This is a genomic window from Nocardia sp. NPDC051981 (genome assembly GCF_040680715.1).
In the GTDB taxonomy this organism is placed as follows: Bacteria; Actinomycetota; Actinomycetes; order Mycobacteriales; family Mycobacteriaceae; genus Nocardia.
In genome coordinates, this window is the sequence record NZ_JBFAXK010000005.1 from 291,598 (window position 1) to 313,443 (window position 21,846).

Consider the following 21,846-nt stretch of genomic DNA (forward strand, 5'->3'; position numbering starts at 1 on the left):
GTCCTTTACGGCGAAGTGACGGGTGCGCCGGATCCATCGGTCGGGCCGCCCGGCGGCGGGAGGGGCGAAGCGAGGCCCAGTATCGCCCCGACCGACGCCCCGAGCGCCCCACCGAGCAGGGCGGCCGGTCCGGCGACGACGGCCACGCCGACAGCCGCGCCGAGGAGCGGGCCGACAACCAAACCGGTTGGCAGGAACGGGATACCAACGACGAACCCGGCGGCGGCCCCGACCAGGCCCGCACCTATCGCGACGGGCGCGGACACTCCCGCGCCGAGGCCTGCACCGATTGCCGCGCCGACGCCCGCGTCGACGACCGCGACGGAGCATCTCTGGGGATCCACCGGGAGGTACGCGCAGAACGTCTGGACCGGTTGCTGATCCACGGTCGGCATCGAGTCCGCCGCGTCCACATTCTCGAATCCGGTCCAACCTGCGGCGGCAAGCGGATTCGCCGCGCCGACTGCTGGATCGCCGCTGCTCATATCGACCGCGGGTGCGAGGCCGACCGGCAACTGGACGAGCGGAGCGAGTTCGGTCGGCAGCGCGAACGGATCCTGCCCCTGCGCGAACTGCCTCAGTGATAGCCAGTCCGCTGTCGCGGGTAGCGCGGCAGGTGGCGGCGCGGTGCCGTCCGGGGATGCCGCGGCGACTCCGGTTCCGAGGATGACGGCAACCGGCAAAAAACTCGCAATCAATAGTGGACGTGAGTGGCACCAACGGCTGGCTTCCGGCATTCCGCACCTCCTGGGCTCAAAGCTTCTCTACATCGAGCATTTGTCGTACGGCGTAGATAGCTTAAGCGGCAGGCACGGCTGGATCGGGAAGAAATGCCGAATTCCATGCGCACCTGGCAAATCCGTGGCCGTATCAGACGTCGCGCAGCACCCTCCGCGATCCGAATGCACCCGGTCGATATCCCGCCAACCGCGCCAGCCGTTAGCTACTTGTCATCGAATTACTCAGTTCGAGCCAGCGCTGCTTCTGACCGCGGACCTGGGCCAGGGCGGCGCGGGATCGCAATGTCGACGACTCCTATGAGAATTGGCGGCGCCGGATTCTCATCGGGCCGCCGCTTTATTCAGCGTTGTGAAACGAGCAAGTGCTACATACGTTCCACGAAAGCTCAACGTGGAGAGACCATGTATGCGAACCGCCCGCGACCGCTGCCATATGGCGCACCTACATTCCGTCGCCGGGGTTGGTTCAGATCGAGTTCGCAGACGCCAATGCGGCTGTTTCCGGAACGCGCTGGAACCCATTCTGCTGTCGGCGTTGTGGATTGGAATCGGGTGGCTCCGGGGCATCGCACAAATGTGGCCACCCTCTCGGATCCGGCCTTACAGTCGGCGGAGTGAGCGATCGGAAACACGCCTCGTCAGGTCCGAACCACAGCGAGCGCGGGTTGCAGCGGCTGGTCTTCTTCAGTGATGCCGTGGTGGCCATTGCGATAACGCTGAACGCGTTGCCGTTTGTCGACAGCGCGCGGCGTTGCGGACTCGAGCACCTCGAAGTTCCTGGCGGACAACAGCTATGCGCTGACAGCCGCCGGGATCAGCTTCGTCGTCATCAGCGCCTACTGGCGGGATCATCATCGCCTGTTCGAGCGTGCCACGGGGTATACGGCCTTGCTGATTCGCGTGAACATGTTGTGGCTGATCGCGATTGCCGCGATTCCGGTGGCCACCGTGCTCGACGTCTACGCTCACCACGACGACCGACTGGCCATCGGACTCTATGTGGGCATCGTCATCTTTGGATCAGCGCGGGGTCACTGCGAAACTTGACGGTAGTAGAGGGCCATGCGTGCGATGTGGTCGCCGTCGGCCGCGACGGTGAGATGGTCCATAGCGTATTGGACCGCGTCGTAGCCGTCGACTCGCGCTTGGAGCTCGAAGGCGATTCGGTTGTCCTGCTCGATCCACCCGGCGGCGGTGACCCTGGGGGTGACCGCGAAGACGGTCTTCTCGTAGAAGCCGCGAATCTGGTCGGAACCGGCGAAATGCCCGAACGGATTGAGCAACTCGGCGTTGTCGGCGAACAGTGCGACGATGCCGTCGAGGTCACCAGCGTTGACCCTGTCCACATAGTGGTCGGCGAGTTGTCGAGCTTTGCCCATGGAAACAACCTTCTTCTGCGCGAGGGTCTGCTTGGCGAGTGCCGCAGGGCAGCAATGAATTCGGTCAGCGTGCGGTCATGCGCAGCGGTAGGTGACGCAGTCCGGTGTGGCGGCTGCTGCGTGTCCACTCGACCGGTCCGGCGAGTTCGAAGCCGTCGAAGCGGGCGAACAGCTCCTCGAATACGACCCGCATCTCCAAGCGGGCCAGATGCGCGCCGAGGCAGAAATGGATGCCCTGACCGAATCCCAAGTGCGGGTTTGGGTCTCGATGGATATCGAAGCGGTCGGCGTGGTCGAATCGGAGCTCGTCACGGTTGGCCGAGGCCTCCCAGACCAATACCTTCTGGCCCGGCTCCAGCCGGTGCCCGGCCAGTTCGACTGGGCGGGTGACGGTGCGGCGCTTCGACGGAGACGGCGCGGTCCAGCGCACGATCTCCTCGATGGCGACCGGCAGCAGTTCCGGGTTGTCACGCAATTCGGCCAGCTGCGAAGGGTTTTCGATCAGCGCGAGAAGTCCGGCCGCGATGGCGTTGCGGGTGGTGTCGGAGCCGCCGGAGAACAGCAGATTGAAGAACGATCGCAACTCCTCGTCGGACAGGCGCGGCGGGTCCTCGTCCGGCATCTCCGCGTGGACGACCAGCGACAGCATGTCCGCGCCCGGATCTGCCCGGCGCTGGGCGATCTGCGCCAAGCCGTACTCGTAGAGTTCGCCCATCGCCGCCGTCCGTTCCGGGCTCATGGTCAGGTAGTCCTGACCGTCGGGAATATCGAAGACATGCTCGATGAGCCCGAACAGGCGGTGACGATCCGCCTCGGGGATACCGAGCAGGAAGCAGATCGCCTGCATCGGAAGCTCGGCCGCGATCTCGGTGAGAAAGTCGTGGTCGCCACCACTGACGACGGTGTCCAGCAGGCGCCCGGTACGCGCCCGCAGATCCTCTTCCAGGTTGCGAACCGTCCTGGGCGTCAAGCCTTTCGACACCAGACGCCGAATCCTGGAGTGCCGCGGATCGTCCATCATGTTCAACACGACGCCCGCCATCGGCAGGTCCTGCAGCACGGTGCCGCCGTAGGGCCGGTCGCCGCCGGTCTCGGAGGAGTAGGTCGTGGGACTGGTCAGGACCTCCTTGGTCTCGGCGTAGGTCGCCACCGACCAGAACCCCTCACCGTCGGGAGTGTGCGCAGTGGGCTCGTGCCAGTACACGGGAGATTCGGTGCGGTGCAGGGCGAACAGGCCGTGCGGGAAGCCCGCGGCGAAGTTGTCCAGATCGGTGAGATCCACGGACGAGAGCGACTCAGCCATATGTTACAAGCTATACATTTATAGATAAATATGTAAAGAACCTAGGATGGCCCACTGTGACAGCTCCGAAGTTGGCCTGGGGTGGGGATCCACCGATGGACGGCGCGGGCGCGCGGCAGCGGCTCGTCGAGGCCGCGGCCCGATGCCTGATCCGGTTGGGTCGCGCGCGCACGTCGATCAGCGTGGTCGCCGCCGAGGCGCGTGTCTCACGACCGACCGTCTACGCACACTTCAGCGGCCGCGAAGAGTTGATCGAACTCGCCGCGACGCATGTCTCGGCCGGGTTGTTCCAGCACATCGTCGACGAGGCGAGCCATGCGTCCACGGCAGCGGATTTCGTGGTGGAGGCCACCGTCGCGGGAGCGCGACTACTGCGTGAAACCCAGCGGACCGCCCTGTCCTCGGCAGACTCCGCCGACGCCGAGTGGCTCGCCACACTGATGACACCAGAGTCACTGCGGCTGGCCCGGCACTATCTCGAACCCATCCACCGATACGAGCCCGACCTGGAACTGGACCTCGACGAAATCGCGGAAACGACAATCAGATTCCTCATCTCGATCCTGCAATTCGACACCCCCGCCACGAGCGACTCCGAACGCCTGCGCGGCTACCTGCGCCGCCGACTCGTACCGGCTCTCGGGCTGAAGACCGAACCATAACCCCGACGGGGTCAACCAAGGTCAGAGCCTCCGGCGTCCCCGGCATCGCACCCACCGCCGCGCGGGGCCACCCGGCTGCGCCGACTCCGGCAGTTCGAATGGCATGCGCACGCGGGTGGGTTCTACAGAACCTCGCGAAAGCTCGGCCCCAGTGTGGGTCGTGGGAGGACGATGAATGCCTGTGGGGGCCGATCCGGCCGTCACGGCTCGAAGACGGAGAACCAACCTAGTGCGGTGCGGATCCGGCTGATCCGTGCCGAGGAAGGGTGCGCATCATGTCGACGCCGACCACACCGAGCATCGTGTTCGCTCACGGTTTATGGGCCGACGGGTCCTGCTTCAGCAAGGTGATTCCCACACTGCAGGCGGAGGGACACGAGGTGGTGTCCACGCAGAACAGCCTCGACACCCTGGAAGGTGATGTCGCCGCGATCAAGCGGGCACTGGGCCGGGTCAGCAGCCCGGCCATCCTCGTCGGTCACTCGTACGGCGGCACCGTCATCACAGCCGCGGGGACCGATGACCGGGTCGCGGGACTCGTCTACATCGCCGCACTCGCCCCGGACGAGGACGAGACGTCGCAGAGTCTGCAGGCCAAGTTCCCGACGACGGATCTGTTCGCGCACATCGAGATCGCCGAGGGTCGAATCTGGTTGCGACCGGACGGTATCGAGTACTTCGCGGGCGATCTCTCCGAACAGGAACAGCAACTCGTGCTCGCGACCCAGGGTGTCCCCGCCGCGGACCTCTTCGACCAGCAGGTAGCAGGCACCGCATGGAAGTCGAAACCGAGCTGGTACATCGTGGCCAGAAACGACCGCACCGTGCATCCCGAGCTGGAGCGCTTCTGCGCGAAACGCATGAACGCCAGCACCTACGAGGCGGACAGCAGTCACGTCCCGATGCTGTCCCAGCCCAGCCTGGTGATCGACGTGATCCGCACCGCCGCGAAATCCTGCCAGGGGGCATAGCCGGCCTCGAACAGCGGGAAGAGCTTCAGCAGGCGTTGGATCCCATCTAGCGTGTGCCCGCGCGTCGGGTGGGGTCTTCGCCCGGTCGGTCGCGCAGCCCCCGTGGGGGCTGCTGCTGCCTGGCACCATTCAGCTGACCGCGCACACCGTCGTACAGGGCCGCGCATGGCTGTGGCTCGACGATCACACGGACGCGATCGAACTGAATCCCGGCGACCTGGCACTGGTCCGCGGCGGCCCTGGCCACCACATCGCACACGAAGCGCGAGCAGCCTGTATCTCACCGGAACGCTTCCGCGAACTCCACACCGACGACCAGCACGCCGAACTCCGGAATGCGACGGTATTCCTGTGTGGCGCATATCGATTCGCTGGTGACGTCGGCCACGGCCCGATCCGGACCCTGCCCCCGATCCTGCTCCTGCGCACCGCCGCCGGTGATCCCCTGCACGATGTCATCGCCATGCTGTCGCGCGAGCTGAGCGGACCGGCCCCCGGACAGCAAACCGTCCTCGATCGGCTTCTCGACGTGCTGCTGGTTCTGGCGATGCGTGCCTGCTTCGAACAGAACCCGACAGCACCGGCTACACCTCACCCAACGCCTTCGCCGCCGCCTTCCGCCGCCGTCATGGGCAACCGCCGGGCCAGTGGCGTCAGACCGAGCTCGCCAGACCCGCCGAGCCGATCCACGGGACATGAGCGACGACGGCGATCCGGCCCCGGCATCTCATCCGAGTCCGCTCACCGGCGTCGCACTGGTTCGGCCGCCGCGCCCCTGGCCGCCTGCCTCGAGTGCCTCGGCGATGTGATAACTAGCGATATTCAATTCCGCTGCGCCCGCGCGAATCTCGGAGGGATCAGCGGTCAGGATGCTGTCTCGAGCCCGATCAGCAGGGCGGTGAGGATGCGGGTGAGTTTCGGTTCGACGTCGACCACGGCGTGGGCGAGCTCGGGGCGGGACTCGTAGAGTGCGCGAGCGAACTCGCCAGCGCGAACGCGATCGCCCCGGGATCGCGATCGGCCGATTCGCAGCGCCGCTCTCAGGCGGACAGCGTATGCAGCTCGCCGGTGATCGCCTGCCGGATCTGGTCATGGAGCGTGCCGAGTGCATAGCGCTCATCGGTCCACCGATCGGGCGGATAAAGCCACACCGGGCCGCCCACCAGATCGCCTGGCTCCCAATCGAATCGCGGCCACACATGAACGTGCAGGAAGGCATCGGTGTTGCCGAGGATCTCCAGATTCACCCGCCGGAAGGCCGGATCCAGTCGCGTACACGCCCGCTCGACCGCCTCCCCCAACAGATCCATATCGGCAAGAAACGCTGCACGCCGCGGGCGCGACAACTCGGAAAGGCGTTGCACCGCAGGATCATCGGTCAGCAGCAGTGAATAGCCGGGCAGGAACTGAGTATCACCGATGACGGCGAACCCGGCCGTGAGCCGACACATCACTGTCGGATTCGCCCCACGCAAGGCGCTGCCGATCCGGTCATTGCGCCAATCGCTCATCTCCACACATTAGCGAGCCCGCATCCGCTGTACAGACAGGTGCCGAGTGGGACGACCCACTCGAGATGCGCTGACGTGTGCCCCACTCGGGTGGGACGCACCCTTGTGGGGCATCGACAGCCGATCCGGCCTCGCTGGGCTCTGCCCATTCTAAGTCGGGACTGCCTGTCGCCTTACAAAATCATGCTGGGCCACGACCGAACGAATGCGCCGAGAACGGATCCGCATTGCGGAGGTAGTGGGTTCAGCGAGGAGGGGTGTCTTTCAGGGAAGGATCACCCCGTCCTCGCCGTGGGAGGTGACGCCGACCGAAACCCGCGACCGGACATCGGAGAGCACTTGTCGTGTCCGAGCGTTGTCGACGAATTCCTCTGGCGTGGAGTGGTTTCTGTCCGGAACGATCGTCGGCCTCCCAGTCATGGCCGGGGCTCAGCGATCGGAGCACTGTTACTGGGCTGCTCGCGCGACGTCGACGATCCAGGTGATGCCGAAGCGATCGCGCAGCATCCCGAAACCGGGCGCCCACTGGGCCGGACCGAATTCCTCGATGACCGCCCCACCGGCCGCGAGGCGTTCCCACAACGCGCCGACCTCCTCGACCGTGTCACCGCGCACGGAGAGGAAGAACGGCTCCGCGGTGATGGTGGCGCCGTTCTCGCGACGGGTGGTGGGCGCGCCCTGGGCGACCGGCGCTGTCTCACCGGGCACGTCATAGGCCATGACCCGAAATCCGTTGTCGGCGATCACCTGGCCGAACACGACCTTGGTGGCGTCCGGCAACTCGGCGGGCATCCCGAAGTCACCGTAGCTGGCCACAGAGAGTTGCCCGCCGAACACCGACTGGTAGAACTCCAGGGCCGCGCGAGCCTGTCCGTGGAAGTTGAGGTGGGCAACAGCGTTTACCGACATGGTGATTCGGTCCCTTCACAAGTGGTTTCGACGCGGGGTCTTTCCCGCGACGAGAGCCACCCTGTCAGCAATACCGGACAGGGAACGTCCGCTACCTATGGCAGCCTGGCGACCATGCCGACCGCCTCCTCGACAGTGACCTCCCGCCGCCTGCTCTCGCTGCTGTCGCTGCTGCAGGTCCGCCGTGACTGGCCGGGAGGCCTGCTCGCCCAGAGGCTCGGTGTCAGCGAACGCACGGTGCGCCGCGATGTCGATCGCCTGCGCGAGCTCGGCTACCTCGTCCGGGCGGTGAAGGGACCCGAGGGCGGCTATCGGCTCGAAGCGGGCATCGAACTGCCGCCACTGCTGTTCGATGACGAGCAGGCCGTCGCGCTGGCCGTGGCATTGCGGATCGCGGCCGGGACCGGGGCGGGTATCGAAGAGGCTGCGGCACGAGCGCTGCCGACCGTCCGCCAGGTCCTGCCTTCTCGCCTGCGCCAGCGCATCGACATGCTCGAAATCACGGCCGTCGAACCAGCCGCGCGCCGGGCCGACCCCCAAGTCCTGCTCGCGCTGAGCGCGGCCATCCGATCCAGAGAGGAACTGCGGTTCGACTACCAGTCGCCGATACCGCCGCACGACACCTATCCCCAGCCGCCGCGACGAGTTCAGCCCCACCACCTCGTGGTCCACAGTGGACGCTGGTACCTCATCGGATGGAACCCGCAGCGCTCGGACTGGCGTATCTACCGTGCCGACCGGATGACGCTTCGTGTCCCCAACGGACCGCGCTTCACCCCAAGGCAACTGCCAGGTGGCGACATCGCCTCCTTCCTCTCTGCCCGGTTCAAAGGCTCCGAAGGCGCGAACTCCTGGCCATGCCAAGGCGAGGTGATCCTCGATCTCCCCGCCACCCAGGTGGCCCCCTTCGCCGCCGACGGCATCGTCGAGGAACTCGGCCCCACCCGAACCAGACTGCTGACCGGCTCCTGGTCCTGGCCCGCACTCGCAGCGACGCTGGCGCGTTTCGACACCGAAATCGAAGTCATAGGCCCGGATCCGCTACGTGACGCCTTCGCCGAACTGTCGCGCCGCGCAGCCCACGCCGCACGCACGACGACATAGGTTCGATGGCACCGTCGCCACCGGAACCTGACACCCCGCCTCCCGGATTCGGATCGTTCACGCGGGCAGGCGATTTCACATCCAACACCGCCAACCTGCCATCAGCGTATTCCAGCAGCAGATCCGGCACGTGCCGGCACACCTATCCCAATCGTGCGCGCACCGGGGCTGCCCACGCTGCTCACGAATCATTCGGAAATGCACCACTTTTGGGTCCGCGATTCGGAATCGGTTCGACCATCAACGAGTGGCCACGTGATACCGGATCAGATCGGCGAGCTGAGTTCGACTGTCATCGAACGGGTGGCTGGATTTGAGGGCGCGGCTCTGGACCACGGCGCCTTCGATCGACGAGAGCAGGAATCCGGCCAGCGAGCACGCCTTCGTTTGTTCGATTCCGACAGCGATGAGTCCGTCGGCGAGCCGCGCGGTCCATTCGGCGAACGACCGGCCGGCCGCGAACTGCACATCCGGATCCAGCCCGTCAACGGCAGCAGCCATCATGAACGAACCCGCCCGATAATCGGTGGACTCCAAGGGAAACCGCCAGAAGGCGAACAGTTGATCCAGCCAATCTTCCAGTGAAGCGGCAGTGGCTAGTGCGTCGGCGAGCCTGCCCACGTGCGAGTACCCGATCCGGGACATGGATTTCGCCGCTGTCTCCACGAGTTGGCCCTTCCCGAACGGGAAGTGGCGATACAGCGCGTCTGGGGACGTGTTGCGCTGCTCGAGCAGATCGGTCAGTGCGACACCGTGCACACCGTGTTCTTGCACGTTACCGAAGCTGGAAGTCGACACGGAGCTGCGAACGAGTTTTTGTGGGATTCCTCCAAGAGGCATCCCACAGGGCCTCGGACGTCAAGCCTCTGATCGCGTACCGCAGCACCGCGATCAGGCCGCAGAGGGAACGACATCTCCGACCGACCGGGTTCATTTCAAGGCAGGCCGGGAGCGCGCCACGACAATGCCCGTGACGATGACGATCCCGCCGACGACAGCATTCCAGCCGACAGTTTCGGACAACAACACTGCACCCAGGACGGTGGACCAGATCGGGACGACGTAGGTGATCGTCGAGGCGACCGTCGCCCCGACGGAGGCGATCACCTGCATGTTGAGCACGAACGCGTAGCCCGTGCCGAACACGCCAAGCACGATCAGGCCGACAGCGCCAGGCCACCCCGGTGCGGTCGGGACACGACCGGCCAGCAGGGCAAGCAGAGCCAATTCCAGTGTGGCGGTGAGTAACTGGGTGAGTGACAGGACCGCTGGCGAACTTCCCGGCTTGGTGAAGAACCTGCGGGTGTAGGCGAATCCAGCACCGTAGCAGAGGGTGGCGCCCAGACAGGCGACAACGCCGCCCACCGTGTCGGCATCCATGCCCCGCCAGACTCCGAGCAGGCAAGCCACGCCTGCAAACCCGATCAGGACACCTTCGACCCGACGTCGGGTCAGCGGCTCACCGGGGACCAGCAGGATGGTGAAGCCCATTGTCATGATCGGGGTCGTCGCGTTGATCAGGCCGGCCAGCACCGAGCTGATGTGTTGCTCGGCCAGCGCGAACAGCGTGAAGGGAATCGCGTTGAGCAGCAGGGCTATCACAGCAGCATGGCCCCATGTCGACCGTGTGCGCGGTAGCGCCTCCCGGCGCACCGCACACACGACGGCCAGCGTGAGCGCGCCGAAGGCACACCGCCATAACGCGACCCACACCGAGGCGACACCTGCATCGACGGCGAGCTTGATGAGAACGAAACTGGCACCCCAAATCCCGGACAGCACAGCGAACTTCGGCACCCAACTGGCCCTCATTCGCGCTCTGGCTTCGACCAGGGTCATCGGAGGGCCCCTTTCACGCGAGTCGTTCGGTCGCGTTTCAGTCTGCCGGTGAGCTATATATGAGTCCAATGACATGAATTGGTCACATCATGAGGAAGATTCATGGACATCTCACTAACACACCTCAGGACTCTGGTTGCGGTCGTGGACGCCGGCGGATTCGGCTCGGCCGCAGCCGAACTCGGCGTCAGCCAGTCCGCCGTATCGCACACCATCGCAGCGCTCGAGCGCCTCAGCGGACAGCCTGTGGTGACGCGAGAGTTCCCCGTCACCCCCACCGCCCTGGGCCGGGGCATTCTCGAGCATGCCCGGGTCGCGGTGGCGGCCACCATGGCCGCCGAGGACGTGCTGCGAGGCCGTACCGGTATCCCTTCCGGTTCGATCACACTCGCGGCACCGCCGACCGCTTGTCACGCCTTGCTTCCTGATCTCCTCAACGCCTGGGAGGTCGAACTGCCCCGAGTGAGAGTTGTTGTGCTGGAAGGCGAAGACGCCGAAGTGGCTGGGTGGCTCGGTGATGCGACCGCGGATGCGGCGGTGCTCGTCGACCCGTCCGAAGCACCGCCGCGAGCGGTACTGCTGGCGCGAGACGCCTTCCGTGCGGTCATGAGAAGGGATCATCCGCTGGCCGCCGAGGCGGTCGTCGACATTGCCGACCTCACCGACGACCCGCTGCTGCTGTCGACGGGCGGCTGCGAGCCGCACATCCGGGAGTTGCACCGCCGTGCCCGCTCCGAATTCCGGCCCACACATCGGGTGCGCCAGCTGAGCACCTTGTTCTCCATGGTCAGGGCAGGAATCGGGGTGACCGTGGTACCCGAGTCCGCTGCGGGTATGGAAGGCGACGACCTGGTCTTGGTTCCGATCAAACACAATCTCGAACGGTCCCTGTACCTTTGCGGCCCCTCCGATCGGCCATGGCATCCGGCTGTCGCCCACATGGTGGACACAGCACGGTCTCGAACCAGGTCAGCGCAGCAACCACCAGCGTCTCGACACCAGTCGTCAAGGTAGGTTCGATAGCGGGTGCGAACTCAGGTGAGTGGTTTGCCGGTAGCCGGTCCATAAGCACGGTGGAATCGATTCCGCTCCAGAACCAATAGACGGTGGGCGCCCCGGCTACCGCACCGAGTATCCCGACAGCCTCGCTGGCGGCAACCAGAGGCAGGGGTGTCCCGTCCACTCACCTGCCGCGCGCGAGCAAGCTCGCCGCCCCCACCAGGCAGGTGGCATGCACGTCGTGACCGCAGGCGCGCATCACCGTCAATCAGCTCGATCATCATCAATCGTCGTGTAGGTTCGCATCATATTTGTCAGATGGAGCTCTCGTGTTCTGCGTTTTCATGCAGTTTTCTCACCGTTCTGTCCACGATTTCGTCTCATCGATGTGTCCATTTCTTCCACATGAGTGCGGCTAGAGGAAGCCCCGCTCATTCCTTCCGGAGCGCCGCCAGAAGATCAATCTCCAAGGTAGTTGCTGCTGTGGCCATTTGGGGGGTACTGTCGCCACACCTGCTGTGTGTGGCCATGATTCAGATGCTGCGCTTGCGGCGTTCAACCTGAATATAGTTTCCGCTGCGGCGATCGGCTGTGCGTGCCAGACCGCCTTGTCCATCCGTGCGCAGTTCGCACGCGCCGCCCTCACCGACCGTGAAGTGAACGTGCTGTTGATGATGACGCGTGGACTGTCCAACAGGGAGATCGCCGAACGACTCCATATCGCCACCCAGACCGTCAAAACCCATGTCAGCGGAATTCTTCCCAAACTCGGTGCCAGAGACCGCACCCAGGCGGTGATCCTGGCCTACGAATCCGGCTGCGTCGACCGCTGAGGGCACACCTCCCACCCGAGCGGACGACACCGTCGGTACTCGTCGAGCCCGTTGCCGACAATCGCCACGTTGCAAGCACACTCGCCGTACGGCGTATCCGGCAGTCCCGCGCCCCGGATTCACGGACAGCTTCTGAGCTTTCTGTTCGGTTGCGGGAAGCGGGATTTCGTGTGTCGGGGCTGTGGGCTAGTCGTCTGCAAGAGATGGGAGCTCGCAAAGCGCTGCGGTTCCCGTGACCGCGAACACCAGGGTGAGTGCACCGCAGCCGGCTGCGAACGGATCGAATCGGGCACCGGAGAAGGCGAAGATCAGCAAGACCGCGCCGGTGACCACGGCGACCGCGGCCAGGACCACGCCGCCGGCACCAGCTCGCCGGCGACTCGGTGCGATGACGGTGTCGGGGCCGAGGTTGGCCAGGACTCGTGAACCTGCGCCGACGACCAGCAGCCAACCGATCCACCACACCGATACGACAGCCAGCCGGATCGGCACCGGCGGAATCCGGGGCAGCACACTGCCATGCACGGTGATCACCACCGTCGCGACCAGGACCACCGGAACAGCGAAATATCGCGTGGACCGCCATGCCACCGCAGCCAGCGCGGTCCGGTTCGGATGTGGCAACGGTGTCACCAGCGCGCACCCCACCAGCAGGGCCGCCGCGCAGCCCCGCAGCACCTGCCTGAGGACGGGGCCGGCGTCCTCGGTAATGAGATTCGCGATGAACCATCCGTAACCGGCGACCGCGAGGACCATCGCGGTCGCGCGGGCGGTGCGCTGCCCGCGGTGACGAGGCGGCCAGATCGCCGGTTGCAGCCAGATGGCGGCCGCGCTCGCCACCAGATTCGGCCAGGATCGCCACCCCTCGGAACGTGCGGCGTCGCACAGGTCCTCACCCCACCGGTCGAGGTAGGGCCGCGGATACAACAACCGCACGAGGATTTGCGTGCAGCTGGTCACGCCGGGCTCACCCCCAGACGCCGCAATCCGGTCCTCGACACCTCTGCCATGGCACGCAGTTCCCGTTCCAGCAACGCGGCGCCCTGCGGGGTCAGGCGAACCGGGCGCTGCCGCCCGACACCATCGACAGCCTCGATCAACCCTTTGGCTTCGAGCCGTGCCAGCGCCCCGTACAGGCTGCCGGCCGCAAGCCGATCACCGACCAAGTGCTCGATCGCGGCATTGATCGCGTAGCCGTGCAACGGCCCCTCGGCAAGCGCGCACAGCACCAGTACCTGTGCGTCGTTGGCGAGCATCAGGACCTCCTCGTTCGACCCCTTCCCAGCAGACTAGTACACATTGCGTAGCTCGCACCACGTAGTACGCAGCGCGTACTATGCATGTGGTTGACGGCTCTGCCGGTCAGAAGGGAGCAGCGGCGGTGGGAGATGAACAGGTGATATCGGTCGGCAGCCAGGTCCGGGGTGTCACGAGTGCGGCGTTGATGGCCTCCGTTGTGGCAGGGGCCGGGTTCGTCGCCTTCGCATGGACCACGACGCAGGCCAAGACCGTACGGGCGGCGAGCCCGTGGCACGACGACCCGTACGACGTGGTGGTGTCGTTCACCGAATTCGTGGTACCAGCAGTGCTGTTGCTGATGGCACTGCGAATGCTGTTGTGGCGCAACGATCAAACACAACCAGCCTTCCGCGTCGCACAGCTGGCACGGACCGCCGCCGCGAGTACGGGGCTCGTGGCGATGACTGCGGCGACGGACTGGATCGCGGTCGCGGTCGACGCCGATCGCACGGCTTGGACCGCGACGACCACGCCGGTATTGATCACCGCACTCACAGTCCTCACCGCCGTCACCGCCGCCGGGCTGATGCTGCAGCGAAAAGCGCTGCGATTGCCAGTATCCGAGCGAGTGCACGATGGTGATTGGCTCGACGACATCGAACCCCTGGCCGCAGTGCTCACCGGCGGCCGGGCCATTGTCCGCCCCTCCCACTACAGGTCAGCTGCGGCGTTCACCCGCCGTCACGACATCGCCGTTCTTGCGGTGGCGGCCGTGGCCGCGGGGGCAGCGGTCACAGCCACGCAAGCCATCGGCGAGAGGTGGACCGACCCGCTGCTGATCGTCTTCGCAATAGTCGTCGCCACCAGCGGGTTCTTTGGGATGGCCATGCTCGGCAACCACGTCCTCGTCTTCATAGCCCCAGCCCCGCGGCCGAACCGGATACATCGCGCAGTCCGCGCCGCCGCCACGGCCGCCGCGCTAGCAGTACCGGCCACGGTGGCCCTGCGCGCCGCGATCTGGTCCCTGCTCGGCGATGTCACCGAACACTCGCCCCTGGGGCTGCTCCTGCTGGCGACCGGCGGCGCAGTCATCGTCGGAAGCGTGACCTTCGGCCTTGTCGCGCCGCGCAACCACTCATAACTGCTTCTGATCCGGCCACCAGCGGCGTTGAACCCATAACGGTCCAAGATCGTTCAGAACGTGTCACGGATGCACGGCGGCCGGTAGCCGGTCGGTCCAAGCTTCATACGTGGATAACGCTGACGACTCCGAGATCCGCCAGCATCGACAGGACAGTTCCGCGATGTGGGGTGCGCCGCATGGCGCACTGACCGAACCGGCCAGCGCGGGACATGGTCAACCAGGGTCGATTGACCTCAGCATGGACTTTCGCCGCGGACAGCTCGGTCTCTTACAGGATTCGCGCTCCAGCCTGAGTGACTGTCCATAGGTTTCGGGAACGACCAGATCGCGCCGAACCACATCATGATCGCGACGCCTCGCGGACTCAACGTTACGACGCAGTCGCCAGACCGGCGGCGGAATGCTTGCGACGCGACCGGAATGCGTCGGCATCGCCACGAGGACCTCTACGAAGATGTTCACGGTGGATCCGGATCCAACCGTCAGCCATTAGCCAGCGTCGCTGGGCGCGAGCGTCGAGAGGTTGAAGAACAGTGGGACACCACGGGGATCGACTGCGGCGGCGGCGATCTCGGCCCACCCCGGCCCCCGACCGCCATGACAGCGGCGGTAGTCGCTGATGAATCGAGCAATGCTTGCGCCGACTACGTGTGCAGGCATCTGTGATACGTGGTCACCGTAGAATCGGATATGGTAGCGGCGCCCTGGGCACAGCCAGCCAGCGTCCCGGTCGGATGTCACCCATCCGGCTGTCAATCGATGATCAAGAGACGATGCGGACCGCGTAGGGCATGATGCCGTCTTCGCGGACGGCGGCCACGCGGACGACCTCGCCGCTCTGGGGGGCCTCGATCATCTTGTTGTTGCCGAGATAGAGGGCGACGTGTTCGCTGCCGCCGGGGCCCCAGAAGAGCATGTCGCCGCGGGCGCGTTCGGCGACGGGAACCCTTGTGCCCATGGTGTATTGGTAGCCGGAGTAGTGGGGTAGGGAGACGCCGATGCCGGCGAAGGCGTAGATCATCAGGCCGGAGCAGTCGAAGCCGGTCTTGTTGTAGTCGCCGTAGCTGTCGGCGGTGCCGCCGTCACGGATGCCAAGGGTGGGGCCGTTCTCGTCGCCGCCGCCCCAGGCGTAGACGACGCCCAGCTGGGACATGGCACGGTCGACCACGGTCTCGATGAGCTGTGCGTTGGAGCCCGGTGGCCGGCTGGGCTGGATGGAGCGCTTCGGTGGCGGTGAGGTGTCCTGCACGACGTGCGGGCGGTGGCCCTGGCCGACCTGGCCGGCGCGATCGGCGGCGGCACGGTCGGCGGCCACGCGAGCAGCAGCGGCTACCGCGGCGGCGCGGGCCGCGGCCTCCTCGGCCTTGCGCTGCTGGTCCCAGGCGACGAAGGTGTCGCGCTGGCTCTGCAGGCCCGCGACATTGGCGCGGGCCGCGTCCAGCCGCTGCTGGGCCGAATCACGCTGCCCGACAAGGTCGTTGCGGCGGATGTTCTGCTGGTCGAGTTCGGCCTGGGCGGCCGTGACCGCGTTCTGGGCCTCGGTCTTCTTGGCGTCGGCGGCGGCCGCGGCGGCGTCGGCGGCCTGCTGGGCCTGTTTGGCGGCGGAGGTCTTGTTGGCCTGGTCGATCTGGGCGTGACGCAGGCCGTCGACCACCTGCTGCTGGTTCTTGGAGGCGATGGTCAGCACCTGCGCGCGGTTGAGCGCGATCTCGGGGCTGGGCGCGGCCAGATAGCTGACCAGCGAGGTGGAGCCGGGGCGCATGTAGACCTGGGCGACGTATTTGTCGAAATTCCCGTGCGCGATATCGACTTTCGCGCCGGCGTCGGTCAGATCCTGCTGGCACTGGGCGACGGCGCGGGCGGCGGTGTCGGCGGCGTCGCGGGCCATCTGCAGATCCACCAGGGCCTTGTTGACGGCCTCACGGCGACCGGCGACCGCGTCGTCGAGTTGCCGCAGCTGCTGTTCGGCGGCGGCCACCTGGTTGATGAGGGCGCCGACCTCGCCGACGCCGGCGTCGACCTGGGCGCCTGCGGCATTGAGGTCGCTGTCGCTGGGGTTGGGGGGTGGCGGTGGTACCGCGTGCCCGCCGGCCATGGGCAATGCCAAAACGATGAGCACTACGAGCAACTCCGTAGCGACCCGCGCCGGGCGTCGTAGTCGCTTCGCCGGTCGTCGCATCGCACCTCCCTGGAGTCCCATCCGGCACAAAATCCCCAAACGTGCCATCGCGAAACCGTACGGCACGTTCAGGATCCCGCCGCTCAGGCACGCCACAATCACATGCATGTAATTCGCTGGTAGCCAAGAAGTTGCAGGTAAATCCCACAATCACCATGCGTCACAACACGCGACACTCGGTACGTTTTCGGCGTGTCGCGAACAAACCGGACTCTGCACACCTGATCCGGGCATGAAAAAGGGGCCCGGGACGAACCCGAACCCCGAACGGAGACACCGCCTCCCGACGCGAACGCGCTACCCGACCGGCGTCGGCGCACCCGCCGGCTGCCCGCGCCGCACCTTCACTGCGTACAACCCGCCGATCGTCGCGATCAGCACACCGAGGATGACCAGTGTGATCACCGTCCACGACACGGTCTCCGGCTGCTCGAGCCGATCCACGAAAACCCGCGCGGCGTCGGTGGTGTGCTCGGGGCCGCGATACTTGGCCTTGTCCTCGGCCCACTCCAGGTGCCCGCGGGTGAACTGGTCGCTGTAGGTGCCCACCCAGTCGTCGCTGAAGACCACCACGGTGCCGTGCTCGATCTTGCCGACCTCGTTGGCCAGATCGCGCAGGTTCGCCTCGATGCCCGGATTGCCCTGCACCACAATGATGTCGAGCTGAACGCCGTGCTCACGCGCGTCGGCGGCGATGGCGGCGAGGGCCTCCTGATCGCGTTCGGTGGGGGCGGCGACATGATCATCGGCGAGATCGGCGATGATGGCATTCAGGTCGGTGTTCGGCGGTAGTTCCGCCTTCGAGGGCGTGAAAACCGAGGAGTGCGGAGCGGTCACGAAACGCAGGGTACGGGACGGCGTGTCATATCACCTCACCGCGCCATGCAAGTCACCTCACCGATCGCGCGAAATCGTGTCTCGCGCTGGGCGGAATCCCGGGCCCGACGGCCCGATAACCCGCCCCCGATGTGCTCACAGGACAAGCGTACTGTTAATGTCGGAAGACGGACGAGGCCCGCGCCTCGACGAGCCATCGGCACAGCCCCGCCGGTGGCCCTCCCATTCACAGACGAGTGGAGCTGAACGTGACGAGTATCGATACCTTCGGCGCCAAGGGCACCCTCGAGGTCGGAAGCAACTCTTACGAGATCTTCCGCCTCTCGGCCGTGCCCGGCACCGAGAAGCTGCCCTACGCCCTGAAGGTCCTCGCGGAGAACCTGCTTCGCACCGAGGACGGCGCCAACATTACCGCCGACCAGATCCGCGCCCTCGCGAACTGGGACCCGAACGCCGAGCCGGACACCGAGATCCAGTTCACGCCCGCCCGCGTGATCATGCAGGACTTCACCGGCGTGCCCTGCATCGTCGACCTCGCCACCATGCGTGAGGCCGTCACCACCCTCGGCGGCGACCCGAACAAGGTCAACCCGCTGTCTCCCGCCGACATGGTCATCGACCACTCGGTCATCCTCGACGTGTTCGGCACCGCCGACGCCCTCGAGCGCAACGTCGATCTGGAGTACGAGCGCAACGGCGAGCGTTACCAGTTCCTGCGCTGGGGCCAGGGCGCGTTCGACGACTTCAAGGTCGTCCCGCCGGGCGTCGGCATCGTGCACCAGGTCAACATCGAGTACCTGGCGCCCACCGTCATGGTCCGCAACGGCCAGGCCTACCCCGACACCTGTGTCGGCACCGACTCGCACACCACCATGGTCAACGGCCTGGGCGTGCTGGGCTGGGGCGTCGGCGGCATCGAGGCCGAGGCCGCCATGCTGGGCCAGCCGGTCTCCATGCTGATCCCGCGCGTCGTCGGCTTCAAGCTGACCGGTGAGATCAAGCCGGGCGTGACCGCCACCGACGTCGTGCTCACCGTCACCGACATGCTGCGCAAGCACGGTGTGGTCGGCAAGTTCGTCGAGTTCTACGGCAAGGGCGTCGCCGAGGTGCCGCTGGCCAACCGCGCCACCCTGGGCAACATGTCCCCTGAATTCGGCTCCACCGCCGCGATCTTCCCGATCGACGAGGAGACCATCAGCTACCTGCGCCTGACCGGCCGCAGCGACGAGCAGCTCGCGCTCGTCGAGGCGTACGCCAAGGAGCAGGGCCTGTGGCACGACGCCGACAACGAGCCGGCCTACTCGGAGTACCTGGAGCTGGACCTGAGCACCGTGGTGCCGTCCATCGCCGGCCCGAAGCGCCCGCAGGACCGGATCCTGCTGTCGGACAGCAAGACCCAGTTCCGTCAGGACATCCGCACCTACACCAACGACCCCGTCCCGCACACCGCCCTGGACGAGGCGCTGGAAGAGTCCTTCCCGGCCAGCGACCCGGTCGCCTCCGGCACCGCCTCCGACGGTTCGGCCGTGCCGACCGCCGCCAACGGCAGCGCCGGTCGCCCGTCGAAGCCGATCAAGGTCTCCGACCCGGAGCGCGGTGAATTCGTCCTGGATCACGGCGCCGTCGTGGTCGCGGGCATCACCTCCTGCACCAACACCTCCAACCCGTCGGTCATGATCGGCGCGGCCCTGCTGGCCCGCAACGCCGTCGAGAAGGGCCTCGCGTCCAAGCCGTGGGTCAAGACCAACATGGCCCCGGGCTCGCAGGTCGTCGCCGACTACTACGAGAAGGCCGGTCTCTGGCCGTACCTGGAGAAGCTGGGCTTCTACGTGGGCGGCTTCGGCTGCACCACCTGCATCGGCAACACCGGTCCGCTGCCGGAGCAGATCTCGGCCGCGATCAACGACAACGACCTGTCGGTCACCGCGGTGCTCTCGGGCAACCGCAACTTCGAAGGCCGTATCTCGCCCGACGTCAAGATGAACTACCTGGCCTCGCCGCCGCTGGTCATCGCGTACGCGCTCGCGGGCACCATGGACTTCGACTTCGAGACCGACGCCCTGGGCAAGGACCAGAACGGCAACGACGTCTTCCTGAAGGACATCTGGCCGTCCGCGCAGGAGATCGACGACACCATCAAGTCGGCGATCAGCCGGGACATGTTCACCAAGTCCTACGCCACCGTGTTCGACGGTGACCAGCGCTGGCAGGGCCTCAACACCCCGGAGGGCGACACCTTCGCGTGGGACGAGAAGTCCACCTACGTCCGTAAGGCCCCCTACTTCGACGGCATGTCGATGGAGCCGGCCCCGGTCGAGGACATCAAGGGCGCGCGCGTGCTGGCGCTGCTGGGCGACTCGGTCACCACCGACCACATCTCCCCCGCCGGTCCGATCAAGCCGGGCACCCCGGCCGCGCAGTACCTGGACGCCAACGGCGTTGCGCGCAAGGACTACAACTCGCTGGGCTCGCGTCGTGGTAACCACGAGGTGATGATCCGCGGCACCTTCGCCAACATCCGTCTCCGCAACCAGCTGCTGGACGACGTCTCGGGTGGCTACACCCGCGACTTCACCCAGGACGGCGGCCCGCAGGCCTTCATCTACGACGCCTCGCAGAACTACCAGGCCGCGGGCATCCCGCTGGTCGTGCTGGGCGGCAAGGAGTACGGCTCGGGTTCCTCGCGTGACTGGGCCGCCAAGGGCACCCGTCTGCTGGGCGTCAAGGCCGTCATCACCGAGTCGTTCGAGCGCATCCACCGCTCGAACCTGATCGGCATGGGCGTTGTGCCGCTGCAGTTCCCGGCCGGCGAGTCCGCCGCGTCGCTGGGCCTGGACGGCACCGAGGTCTTCGACATCGAGGGCATCACCAAGCTGAACGAGGGTGTGACTCCGAAGACCATGAAGGTGACCGCCACCAAGGAGAACGGCGAGAAGGTCGTCTTCGACGCGGTGGTCCGCATCGACACCCCCGGTGAGGCGGACTACTACCGCAACGGCGGCATCCTGCAGTACGTGCTGCGCAACATGATTCGCGGCTAACCACCGCGATACCGTCTCGGTTTCGAAGGGCTGTTTCGAAGCCGAGACGTGGTGGCAGGCGGTGGATCTCGCGATTGTCGCAGGTCCGCCGCCCGCCACGCGGCCCGATCCCGGGCCGCTTCGCTCGTCGCTCGTGCGGGTTCCCCAATCTGGTCGCAAGATCGATAAGGAGAACCCGCACAACACGTTTCGGAGGAGCCAGTGCCCAAGGTCAGTGACGACCACCTCGCCGCCCGGCGCAGCCAGATTCTCGACGGAGCCCGCCGCTGCTTCGCCGAGTTCGGCTACGAGGGCGCCACCGTGCGTCGACTGGAGGAAGCGACCGGTCTGTCGCGGGGCGCGATCTTCCACCACTTCCGCGACAAGGACGCCCTGTTCCTGGCCCTGGCCCAGGAAGACGCCGGCCGCATGGCCGAGGTCGCGGCCACCCAGGGTCTGATCCAGGTCATGCGCGATATGCTGGCCCGCCCAGAGGATTTCGATTGGCTGGGCACCCGCCTGGAGATCGCCCGCCGCCTGCGCAACGACCCCGAATTCCGGGCCAACTGGGAAGAACGCTCCGAAGAACTCACCGCCGCCACCGTCGCCCGCCTCGAACGCCGCAAGGCCGCCGGCGCCCTGCGCGACGACGTCCCCACCGAAGTCCTCCTCGGCTACCTCGACCTGGTCCTCGACGGCCTCATCGCCCGCATCGCCTCCGGCCACGCCAACGACAACCTCGAAGCCGTCCTCGACCTCGTGGAAGCCTCGGTCCGCCGCAGGCAGTGACGAACCCGTAGGTCGCCGGGCGCTGAGATCATCCCTCGGCGAGTTGCCCCGCGGAACGGATCACCGCACTTCCGCCGCGACCGTCAGGGAGGCCTCGGCCGCGGTGACCGTCACGCTCGGCTCGCCGAACCGCTGGATCAGCAATGGGTCGTCGATCGCGCGGTCGACACCGGCCTCGAACCACGGGCGGCTGGGGGGTGCGCACGAACTGTGTTGCGGCCGTGAGCGCTCCGCGGCGGAGACGGTGATCGCGAGCAGCCCGCTGGCGGCCAGCCGGTGCACCTCCGAGTGCGGCAGCCGCCGCTCACGATCCCGGATCGCGGCCTCCTGAGCAAAACCCGCGGCCGGTATTGAAACGATCCGCGGAGGGTGCGGCCCTCGGCCCGCA

Annotated in this window: 19 protein-coding genes and 3 pseudogenes; 10 read left to right on the top strand and 12 right to left on the bottom strand. The window is 66.3% G+C overall.

Going from position 1 to position 21,846, the window contains the following annotated elements:
- Positions 1-5: 5 nt before the first annotated feature.
- Positions 6-698: a hypothetical protein gene (locus AB0L60_RS12720; protein ID WP_364611715.1), complete on the bottom strand. Its 693-nt coding sequence runs from the start codon at positions 696-698 to the stop codon at positions 6-8.
- 774 nt (positions 699-1,472) lie between these two features.
- Between AB0L60_RS12720 and AB0L60_RS12725 the strand changes: the two genes are divergently transcribed.
- Positions 1,473-1,787: a TMEM175 family protein gene (locus AB0L60_RS12725; RefSeq protein WP_364611718.1), complete on the top strand. Its 315-nt coding sequence runs from the start codon at positions 1,473-1,475 to the stop codon at positions 1,785-1,787.
- Here the strand turns inward: AB0L60_RS12725 and AB0L60_RS12730 are convergent.
- Together AB0L60_RS12730 and AB0L60_RS12735 are read right to left on the bottom strand one after the other, a co-directional pair.
- On the bottom strand, positions 1,772-2,119 hold the full coding sequence (locus tag AB0L60_RS12730) for a nuclear transport factor 2 family protein (RefSeq protein ID WP_364611721.1): 348 nt from the start codon (positions 2,117-2,119) through the stop codon (positions 1,772-1,774). The genes AB0L60_RS12725 and AB0L60_RS12730 overlap by 16 nt on opposite strands.
- 64 nt (positions 2,120-2,183) lie before the next feature.
- Positions 2,184-3,422, bottom strand: a complete 1,239-nt coding sequence (locus AB0L60_RS12735) for a cytochrome P450 (RefSeq protein WP_364611724.1) — start codon at positions 3,420-3,422, stop codon at positions 2,184-2,186.
- A gap of 56 nt (positions 3,423-3,478) precedes the next feature.
- Here AB0L60_RS12735 and AB0L60_RS12740 point away from each other — a divergent pair, with 56 nt between their 5' ends.
- From AB0L60_RS12740 to AB0L60_RS12750, 3 genes and pseudogenes are all read left to right on the top strand, one after another.
- Complete coding sequence (locus tag AB0L60_RS12740) at positions 3,479-4,084, top strand: TetR/AcrR family transcriptional regulator (RefSeq protein ID WP_364611727.1); 606 nt, start codon at positions 3,479-3,481, stop codon at positions 4,082-4,084.
- Positions 4,085-4,359: 275 nt separating this feature from the next.
- Positions 4,360-5,055 carry an alpha/beta hydrolase gene (locus tag AB0L60_RS12745; protein ID WP_364611730.1) on the top strand — a complete coding sequence of 232 codons (696 nt, stop codon included), beginning with the start codon at positions 4,360-4,362 and terminating at the stop codon, positions 5,053-5,055.
- Positions 5,056-5,161: 106 nt separating this feature from the next.
- Positions 5,162-6,022: pseudogene (locus AB0L60_RS12750) on the top strand (cupin domain-containing protein); the annotation flags it as partial.
- 73 nt (positions 6,023-6,095) lie between these two features.
- Here the strand turns inward: AB0L60_RS12750 and AB0L60_RS12755 are convergent.
- A complete protein-coding gene (locus tag AB0L60_RS12755; RefSeq protein WP_364611733.1) occupies positions 6,096-6,566 on the bottom strand; it encodes a diadenosine tetraphosphate hydrolase in 471 nt (156 codons plus the stop codon).
- Positions 6,567-7,013: 447 nt separating this feature from the next.
- Positions 7,014-7,475 carry a VOC family protein gene (locus tag AB0L60_RS12760; RefSeq protein ID WP_364611736.1) on the bottom strand — a complete coding sequence of 154 codons (462 nt, stop codon included), beginning with the start codon at positions 7,473-7,475 and terminating at the stop codon, positions 7,014-7,016.
- A 114-nt stretch (positions 7,476-7,589) separates the two neighbouring features.
- On the opposite strand from AB0L60_RS12760, the gene AB0L60_RS12765 reads away from it, so the two are divergent.
- Positions 7,590-8,579 (top strand): WYL domain-containing protein, encoded by a 990-nt coding sequence (locus AB0L60_RS12765; RefSeq protein ID WP_364611739.1) that lies wholly within the window; start codon positions 7,590-7,592, stop codon positions 8,577-8,579.
- 240 nt (positions 8,580-8,819) lie between these two features.
- On the opposite strand, the gene AB0L60_RS12770 is transcribed toward AB0L60_RS12765, so the two are convergent.
- Complete coding sequence (locus AB0L60_RS12770) at positions 8,820-9,353, bottom strand: TetR/AcrR family transcriptional regulator (RefSeq protein ID WP_364611742.1); 534 nt, start codon at positions 9,351-9,353, stop codon at positions 8,820-8,822.
- Positions 9,354-9,509: 156 nt separating this feature from the next.
- Positions 9,510-10,418, bottom strand: a complete 909-nt coding sequence (locus AB0L60_RS12775; protein WP_364611745.1) for a DMT family transporter — start codon at positions 10,416-10,418, stop codon at positions 9,510-9,512.
- 102 nt (positions 10,419-10,520) lie between these two features.
- On the opposite strand from AB0L60_RS12775, the gene AB0L60_RS12780 reads away from it, so the two are divergent.
- On the top strand, positions 10,521-11,432 hold the full coding sequence (locus AB0L60_RS12780) for a LysR family transcriptional regulator (protein WP_364611748.1): 912 nt from the start codon (positions 10,521-10,523) through the stop codon (positions 11,430-11,432).
- 614 nt (positions 11,433-12,046) lie between these two features.
- Positions 12,047-12,250 (top strand): annotated as a pseudogene (locus AB0L60_RS12785) (response regulator transcription factor); the annotation flags it as partial.
- A gap of 186 nt (positions 12,251-12,436) precedes the next feature.
- Here the strand turns inward: AB0L60_RS12785 and AB0L60_RS12790 are convergent.
- Both AB0L60_RS12790 and AB0L60_RS12795 read right to left on the bottom strand, forming a co-directional pair.
- The gene (locus tag AB0L60_RS12790; RefSeq protein ID WP_364611751.1) at positions 12,437-13,210 is read right to left on the bottom strand and encodes a hypothetical protein; all 774 of its coding nucleotides are present in this window, start codon (positions 13,208-13,210) and stop codon (positions 12,437-12,439) included.
- Positions 13,207-13,506, bottom strand: coding sequence for a helix-turn-helix transcriptional regulator (locus AB0L60_RS12795; protein ID WP_364611754.1), 300 nt, complete (start codon positions 13,504-13,506; stop codon positions 13,207-13,209). Before AB0L60_RS12795 ends, AB0L60_RS12790 begins: the two co-directional genes overlap by 4 nt.
- A 125-nt stretch (positions 13,507-13,631) precedes the next feature.
- On the opposite strand from AB0L60_RS12795, the gene AB0L60_RS12800 reads away from it, so the two are divergent.
- Positions 13,632-14,630: a hypothetical protein gene (locus AB0L60_RS12800; protein ID WP_364611757.1), complete on the top strand. Its 999-nt coding sequence runs from the start codon at positions 13,632-13,634 to the stop codon at positions 14,628-14,630.
- Between the two features lie 766 nt (positions 14,631-15,396).
- Here AB0L60_RS12800 and AB0L60_RS12805 read toward each other — a convergent pair.
- Both AB0L60_RS12805 and AB0L60_RS12810 read right to left on the bottom strand, forming a co-directional pair.
- Positions 15,397-16,812 carry an NlpC/P60 family protein gene (locus tag AB0L60_RS12805; protein WP_364611760.1) on the bottom strand — a complete coding sequence of 472 codons (1,416 nt, stop codon included), beginning with the start codon at positions 16,810-16,812 and terminating at the stop codon, positions 15,397-15,399.
- Between the two features lie 297 nt (positions 16,813-17,109).
- Entirely contained in the window at positions 17,110-17,649 is a 540-nt protein-coding gene (locus AB0L60_RS12810) for a DUF6676 family protein (RefSeq protein WP_364611763.1), read from the bottom strand.
- 248 nt (positions 17,650-17,897) lie between these two features.
- Between AB0L60_RS12810 and acnA the strand changes: the two genes are divergently transcribed.
- Both acnA and AB0L60_RS12820 read left to right on the top strand, forming a co-directional pair.
- Positions 17,898-20,690: an aconitate hydratase AcnA gene (acnA, locus tag AB0L60_RS12815; protein WP_364611766.1), complete on the top strand. Its 2,793-nt coding sequence runs from the start codon at positions 17,898-17,900 to the stop codon at positions 20,688-20,690.
- Between the two features lie 201 nt (positions 20,691-20,891).
- Positions 20,892-21,458, top strand: a complete 567-nt coding sequence (locus tag AB0L60_RS12820) for a helix-turn-helix domain-containing protein (RefSeq protein WP_364611769.1) — start codon at positions 20,892-20,894, stop codon at positions 21,456-21,458.
- A gap of 81 nt (positions 21,459-21,539) precedes the next feature.
- Here the strand turns inward: AB0L60_RS12820 and AB0L60_RS12825 are convergent.
- A pseudogene (locus AB0L60_RS12825) lies at positions 21,540-21,699 on the bottom strand (SfnB family sulfur acquisition oxidoreductase); the annotation flags it as partial.
- Positions 21,700-21,846: the final 147 nt, after the last annotated feature.

Coding starts and splice junctions, on each gene's coding strand:
- AB0L60_RS12730 (WP_364611721.1), bottom strand. CDS start 2,119: ATGGGCAAAGCTCGACAACTCGCCGACCACTATGTGGACAGGGTCAAC.
- AB0L60_RS12735 (WP_364611724.1), bottom strand. CDS start 3,422: ATGGCTGAGTCGCTCTCGTCCGTGGATCTCACCGATCTGGACAACTTC.
- AB0L60_RS12745 (WP_364611730.1), top strand. CDS start 4,360: ATGTCGACGCCGACCACACCGAGCATCGTGTTCGCTCACGGTTTATGG.
- AB0L60_RS12755 (WP_364611733.1), bottom strand. CDS start 6,566: ATGAGCGATTGGCGCAATGACCGGATCGGCAGCGCCTTGCGTGGGGCG.
- AB0L60_RS12760 (WP_364611736.1), bottom strand. CDS start 7,475: ATGTCGGTAAACGCTGTTGCCCACCTCAACTTCCACGGACAGGCTCGC.
- AB0L60_RS12765 (WP_364611739.1), top strand. CDS start 7,590: ATGCCGACCGCCTCCTCGACAGTGACCTCCCGCCGCCTGCTCTCGCTG.
- AB0L60_RS12775 (WP_364611745.1), bottom strand. CDS start 10,418: ATGACCCTGGTCGAAGCCAGAGCGCGAATGAGGGCCAGTTGGGTGCCG.
- AB0L60_RS12780 (WP_364611748.1), top strand. CDS start 10,521: ATGGACATCTCACTAACACACCTCAGGACTCTGGTTGCGGTCGTGGAC.
- AB0L60_RS12795 (WP_364611754.1), bottom strand. CDS start 13,506: ATGCTCGCCAACGACGCACAGGTACTGGTGCTGTGCGCGCTTGCCGAG.
- AB0L60_RS12805 (WP_364611760.1), bottom strand. CDS start 16,812: ATGCGACGACCGGCGAAGCGACTACGACGCCCGGCGCGGGTCGCTACG.